Here is a 6,539-nt window from a genome sequence, read left to right as displayed (position 1 = left end):
AGAAATATCGGACAAGCTGGTAAAATCTTGTCTGACAGTGGTTATCAAGGGCTCATGAAGCTATATCCTCAAGCACAAACTCCACGTAAATCCAGCAAACTCAAGCCGCTAACAGCTGAAGAGAAAGCCTGTAACCATGCGCTATCTAAGGAGAGAATCAAGGTTGAGAATATTTTTGACAAAGTATAGTAGATTGAAACTAGAATAGTACACCTCTACTTCTAAAACATTGTTAGAAATCGATTTGACTGTCTTGATCGATTTGTCCTGTTCTTATTTCATTTCACTATAATTTCTAACAATATTTTAAAAACTGAACCGTACTATTTCAACTTCCATAAATTACAATATTGATAGGCACAGTTCCCATACCTGTCCAAATTCGAATAACGTTTAGTATAAATTAGAATATGACTACAACATCACAAATAATTAGACTATCTATAATATCTACGATGTAACATATACATAGGAAGTACCGTTATCAAGAGCGCCAAGGCTATCAACCAGATAAGATGAAGATACAAACCTGTCACCTCACCTCCCCATATAATACGAATCATGCGGGTAGCGTGATACAAGGGAGAAAACCAAGTCAAATCACCAAGTATTGGGGGCAAGGAAGTAATGGGAAAGAAGGTATCTGAAAACATATAAAGAGGACGGATTACCAAAACATTGTAGTAATTCAGAAATTCCCTAGACGGTGCCAAGTAGGTAAAGATTAGTCCTAAAACACCAAACAAATAACCCACTATAAATAAAATCAGAGGAATCAATAACATCAAGACATGAAAATGCGCTGTGATAAGCATGGAAATCAGCCAAAAAATCCCACCGAAAATCACTGCACGAATACCTGCCCAGATAGCCTGACCCACCACAATATCACTCGTATTGATTGGCGTCATCAACATAGCATCATAAGTCTTTTCAATCTTATACTGGATAAAGGCATTGACCGTTGTTTCTGCGGTGGCCGCAGACATGGCAGTCGCAGCAATTAAACCTGTAATGACAAAATCACGGTAGAGCATACCGTTAACATGCGTCAAGTAGGCACCAACTCCAAATCCCATTGCTAAAAGATAAAAGAGGGGGTCGATAAGGTTGGGGACAATTGAAATTTTAAATAAATTTCTAAAACTCATGTAGTTGCGTACCACAACGTGTCCGATGGACTGAAATGATAACTTAAACATGCAAGTCCTCCTTCTCTGTCCCAGTCAACCCCAAAAAAAGCGTCTCAAGGTTGTCAGCATCATACTTGATGAGCAAGTCTTCTACAGTTCCTTCTTCTTTGATAGTCCCTTGGTGGAGCATCAGCACCCTATCTGTCAAATATTCAATCTCATTCATATAGTGGGAAGTAATAATGATAGAAACACCTAATTCCTTCAACTCCAAAAGTTTATCCCAAATAATATTGCGGGATTGAATGTCTAAACCAACTGTCGGTTCATCTAAAATGATAATATCAGGCCGATTGATGAGAGCTCTTGCCAAGACAAGACGTCGTCGCATCCCACCCGACAGCTGATTCACCATCTTTTGCGCATGTTTGCTCAGTTGAACAAAATCCAAGAGAGAATCGATTCTCTTCCTAAGTTCGACAGATGAGATACCATAACATAGACCGTGAGCAAAAAGATTATCATAAACATTCAAGGTCATGTCCAGCATATCCTCCTGCCCTACAATACCCAGACAAGATTTACTCTTACGACGATTGGTTTCAATATTTTGCCCCAAGATATCAATCTCTCCTGAGGAAATTGAGGTCAGTGAGTAAATCATCTTTAAAGTGGATGTTTTGCCAGCACCGTTGATTCCCAAGATACCCAAACACTCTCCTTATCCCAATTCAAAGCTAATTCCCTTGACAGCTTCATAAGAACCATATTGCTTTTTTAGATTTTTAACACTTAACTTCTTCACTCTTTCTTTCCCCCACAAATAGAGCATGTTGGATACTTTGTTAATTCATCAAAATGTTGTTCGAATGTTATAAAGTCAATTGAGAATCTTTTATTAAATGTTAGCAATGCTTCGTATCCCCAAAAAATATATCTTAAAATTTCAAACGAAATAAAATACCCTTGAAATAGACAAGCAGGACCTAAAGCACCATTCGGAGTTCTGAACATCTCTAGTTCCAATGAATTTGTCATTGTACGAACGGTCTCCAACTCTTCAGCATACTCAGGAATTTTTTCCAATTTTTCTTACCAACCACAGCAGACAGACATAATTTATTGTATTGAACACAGGCTTCATTGACCCAAAAATCAATATAGCCTGTTGGATAATCTGCAACATTTACTACGATATCACATTTTGAAGTTTTTATTAACTCATCGACATCCTCTTTTGAACCTATCTCTTTATCAAGTACCTCAAATTCAATTAAAGGATTAAACTTTCTAAGCGACTCTTTTGCAGCCTCTACTTTTCTTTTTCCAATATCAGATGTCGAATACAAAATTTGTCTATTGAGATTACTAGCTTCGACCGTATCAAAATCAACTGCTGTAATATGCCCTATACCTAATTCAGCCAATGCTAGACAGATATTACTTCCTATACCGCCAATACCTAAGAGCAAAATACGCGTCTTTTTTAATTTTAACTGATAATCATATTTTGTTAAAGATAATGTATCTAAAGTATTAAAAAAGTTAAGATTTACGGAATATCTATCCAATTCTTCTGAAGTTAATTCAGTTGTAGTAACAAAATTATCCTCCAAATACCCTAGTGTATCTAGTAAAGAAATACTTTCTTCTACCTCATTAGGGGACAAGCTATCAACTAAGCTACAAATTTCATTGATTGTGTATTGTCCATCGAGAAGCTTAATGAGCTGAGTATACTTCTCATCCAGATTCTCAATCTCAATACCATAATCTTTTCCTATACCTAATCTAATTTTATCCTTTAAAAATAGGACACTATGAATATCTTTAATTTTAGGTAAATTCAATTCTATTTCCTCCTAAAATAGACAAAAGGAATGGAAAAATCCATTCACTTTTGAAAAAATGTTGAGAATGTAATCTTAAGATTAACGTCCTTCAACTGTGGATACTGCTGCAATTACTTTTGTAATTTTACCTCCATTTAAACTCAGACAATAAAATTTAAAATATTCTCTAGTAAAACATTTTAAAAATCTATTTATCTTGTGCTTTAATTATAGTATAATAAAAGATAGAAAATCATCGATATATGAAATTTGGAGAAAATTTTTATGGAACCAGATATTTTCATCATCACAAAACTCTTATCAGACCCTTCTCGGATGCACATTTTAGATATTCTAATGGATGGAAAAGCTCACACGGTTAACGAAATTGCCAGCTTTACCAAAATCAAGCAACATACTGTCAGCTATCACCTCAAATTACTTACCGAAGCACAGGTAACCACTCTACAAACCTATGGACGTTTTCATTATTATTCTTTAAAAAGTGCTGCCATTGCAGAAATGCTGGAATTTCTCAGCTTCTACTCTCCTCAGCGTGATGTCAAAAGTTATAAACAACACATTCACAAAAAGGAATTAAAGGTCGCTCGCACCTGCTATGACCATATTGCTGGTGAGCTTGGCATTTCCATTACCAATTATCTCTTGCAAGAAAATCTCCTCAGCGAATCAGAAAAAGACTTCCAACTCACTGAAGCTGGGAAGTCTTATTTCCAAAGAAAATTACACATTGATACGGATGAATTGAAAAAGAAAAAACGGAAATTTTGCCCTAAATGTTTGGATTGGAGCGAACGTAAAAATCATGTCGGCGGAGCTCTCGGCAATGCTCTTTTAGAATTTTTCAGTGAAAAACAATTGGTCATCCCTGCACAAACGCCACGTTCACTTACCATTACAGAGCAGGGCAAAGAATTCCTCGAAAAGGAGTGGGGGATTTAAACATGGATTTTTAAGCAAATAACTGTCCATACCAATTCTATAACAACCTCTCTATTCCCCTTACTCTCCCAACTGGGCACTGTAGGCGATAATCTGATCAACCGTATCAGACAAGAATTGGATGGTATCACGAAGTGGTTTGTCTGTTGAAATATCGGCTCCGATAATCATGGCTGACTCAAGCGGTGTCTTGCTACCACCTGATTTGAGGAGATTGAGCCAGTCTTCAGCTCCGGTTTCAGAGTTTTTAAGATGAAGGTAACCAGCTGTCGAGATAACTAGTCCTGCTGAGTAAGTATAACTATACAAGCCCATGTAGTAGTGAGCTTGGCGCATCCAAGTCAAAGCTGCATCATCGTCGATTTCAATGGCATCTCCCCAGAAATCGGTCAAAACTTCCTTCATAATGCTGTTGAGCTTACTTGCTCCAAAGGTCTCCCCTTCTTCAATCAATGTATACACTTTACGCTGGAATGCTGCTTCCAAAAGGTGAGTGATAAAGTTATGGAAGTAGGTGTCTGTCAAGCGGTGAGCCAGAGCGAAGCGTTTTTGACGAGGGTCGTCAGACTGATGCTCCAAGTAATCACTGAGAAGCAATTCATTGAAAGTTGACGGCGCTTCAACATAGTAAGTCGACATGTGAGCATTGAAGTAACTCTGATGATTGTCTGAAAAGATGAATTGACCAGAATGCCCGATTTCATGAATCAAGGTATAGACATCGCTCAAACGGCCTGTCCAGCTCATGAGGACATAAGGGTGCACGCGATATGAATCCGCCGCATAACCGCCGGAATCCTTGCCACTGTTAGCAGCAAAGTCCACCCAGCGCTCTTCTTGATAGCGAGAAACTTCCTGACAATATTCCTGCCCCAAAGGTTCTACCGACTTCATGACCAAATCATAGGCGTCGTCAATAGTCACTTGAGGATTGAGGGCGCTATCCAAGTCCAATTTCCAGTCTGCAAAGGTCATCTTTTCAAGGCCATTCACCTTGGCAACATGCTTGAGGTATCTCTGAGCAACGGGCGCAAAATCCTTCATGATGAGGTCAATCTGACGATCAAACATAGCACGGTTCACTTCTTGCTCAGCCAGGAGATAATCAAAGACTGAGTCGTAACCCTTCATATCTGCTAGTAGTTTTTCAGACTTGACTTGGGCTAGATAGGCTGCAGCGGCCGTATTTTGGTGCTTACGAAGTCCCTCTGAGAAGGAACGGAAGGATTTCTCACGAACCTCAGCATCCTCATGATTTTGGTAGAAATTTTCATAGGTCACAAAGCTGTTTTTGTAGGTCTTGCCATGGGCTTCAAAGTCAGCCATTTCAAAATCCCCAGCACGCATCTTAGTATAAATATCCTGCGGACTGTAGAAAACTTCACCGAGATTGGTCAAGGCCTTCTCCACATCAGCCCCTAGATAGTGGGCTTTTTTGATTTTGGCCTGACGAATGGCCGCCGTCAAATGAGGCAATTTACCCAAACGGTCCAAGACTTCCTCATCAGCTTCCACCAAGGCATCGTCAAAGAAGGTCAAGGCTACGCTGGCGTCTGTTTCAAATTCCATCCCAGCTTGGGCGATATTAGCAAAATCCTCATTGCTATAGTCTGTCGTCTGCGGCATAAAGCCATAGTTGCCAATATGGCTCATCTGAATGTAGATTTGTTCCAATTCCGCAAAGGCCTTTTCAAAATCCTCAAAAGTATGAAGATTTCCCTTGTAATCACGACTAAATTGGTTGATGTCTTCACGAGCCTTCTCGATCGCACGCAAGAAATCCTCACGGTCTTGATATAGGGCTGTTAAATCCCAAAGTTCCTTCTCTGGAAATTCTGAACGGTGTTTTTGTTCCATTTTCTTCCTCTTATTTCTCTAATTCTAATAAAACACTAAGGGCTGATAAGGCGTAAAGCGGTGCTGTTTCTGCTCGCAAGATACGAGGGCCAAGTCCTGCCAATACTGCTCCCTTAGCTTCGAAACTCTCAATTTCTGCAGGTGACAGACCGCCTTCTGGTCCAAATATAAAGAGCAATTTGGCTCCTTTTTCAAGACCAGAGACTGCTTGCAAGAGAGCAGTGGCTTCACCGTCTTTAGCAGACTCTTCATAAGCTACTATGATAGAGTCAAACTGGTCCAACTGAGCTAGAAAATCGGCTTTTTTCTCGAAAAGCTTGATACTTGGAACAACATTACGCTTGCTTTGTTCTGCTGCTCCAAGGGCAATTTTTTCTAATTTTTCAACCTTTTTACCCAATTTCTTGCCATCCCACTTGGTAACTGACCAGTCGGCAGGAAAGGCCCAGATTTGGCTAGCACCCAGTTCGGTTACTTTTTGAGCGATGAACTCCAGCTTGTCTCCCTTGGGAAATCCAGATGCGATGGTCACTTGGATTGGTAATTCCACATTGTCAGCTAATTCTTGGACCAACTCAAACTGACGGGCTTCCACATCCAGCACGCACGCCAAACGTTTTATGCCATCATCAAAGACCAAGGTCACTTCATCATCTTCTTTCAGGCGCATAACCTGAAACATATGCTTGCTGGTTTCCTTGTCCTCGATGGTGACAGGAGAGACTGCACTCCCCTTGACAAAATACTGCTGCAT

The 6,539-nt window shown here is 39.7% G+C and carries 6 protein-coding genes and 2 pseudogenes; 2 read left to right on the top strand and 6 right to left on the bottom strand.

Annotation, left to right across the window (positions count from 1 at the left end):
• Positions 1-186 (top strand): annotated as a pseudogene (locus tag HT671_RS10050) (IS5/IS1182 family transposase); the annotation flags it as partial.
• Between the two features lie 251 nt (positions 187-437).
• On the opposite strand, the gene HT671_RS10045 reads toward HT671_RS10050, so the two are convergent.
• The 4 genes and pseudogenes from HT671_RS10045 to HT671_RS10035 form a co-directional block, all read right to left on the bottom strand.
• Complete coding sequence (locus HT671_RS10045) at positions 438-1,202, bottom strand: ABC transporter permease (protein WP_000475592.1); 765 nt, start codon at positions 1,200-1,202, stop codon at positions 438-440.
• A pseudogene (locus tag HT671_RS10040) lies at positions 1,195-1,965 on the bottom strand (ABC transporter ATP-binding protein). Before HT671_RS10040 ends, HT671_RS10045 begins: the two are co-directional and overlap by 8 nt.
• Positions 1,935-2,171 carry a hypothetical protein gene (locus tag HT671_RS11770; protein ID WP_240148700.1) on the bottom strand — a complete coding sequence of 79 codons (237 nt, stop codon included), beginning with the start codon at positions 2,169-2,171 and terminating at the stop codon, positions 1,935-1,937. Before HT671_RS11770 ends, HT671_RS10040 begins: the two are co-directional and overlap by 31 nt.
• A complete protein-coding gene (locus HT671_RS10035; RefSeq protein ID WP_240148699.1) occupies positions 2,168-2,983 on the bottom strand; it encodes a ThiF family adenylyltransferase in 816 nt (271 codons plus the stop codon). The genes HT671_RS11770 and HT671_RS10035 overlap by 4 nt, the downstream gene beginning before the upstream one ends.
• Before the next feature lie 267 nt (positions 2,984-3,250).
• On the opposite strand from HT671_RS10035, the gene HT671_RS10030 reads away from it, so the two are divergent.
• Entirely contained in the window at positions 3,251-3,928 is a 678-nt protein-coding gene (locus HT671_RS10030; protein WP_000433071.1) for a metalloregulator ArsR/SmtB family transcription factor, read from the top strand.
• A gap of 60 nt (positions 3,929-3,988) precedes the next feature.
• On the opposite strand, the gene pepF is transcribed toward HT671_RS10030, so the two are convergent.
• Positions 3,989-5,785, bottom strand: coding sequence for an oligoendopeptidase F (gene pepF / locus HT671_RS10025; protein ID WP_000435578.1), 1,797 nt, complete (start codon positions 5,783-5,785; stop codon positions 3,989-3,991).
• Between the two features lie 10 nt (positions 5,786-5,795).
• Positions 5,796-6,539 carry a 16S rRNA (uracil(1498)-N(3))-methyltransferase gene (locus tag HT671_RS10020; protein WP_001188219.1) on the bottom strand — a complete coding sequence of 248 codons (744 nt, stop codon included), beginning with the start codon at positions 6,537-6,539 and terminating at the stop codon, positions 5,796-5,798.

It is taken from the genome of Streptococcus sp. 2741 (assembly GCF_013276315.1).
In the GTDB taxonomy this organism is placed as follows: Bacteria; Bacillota; Bacilli; order Lactobacillales; family Streptococcaceae; genus Streptococcus; species Streptococcus pseudopneumoniae.
Note: the sequence above shows the minus strand (reverse complement) of the source record. Positions and strands in the feature narration are given on the sequence as shown.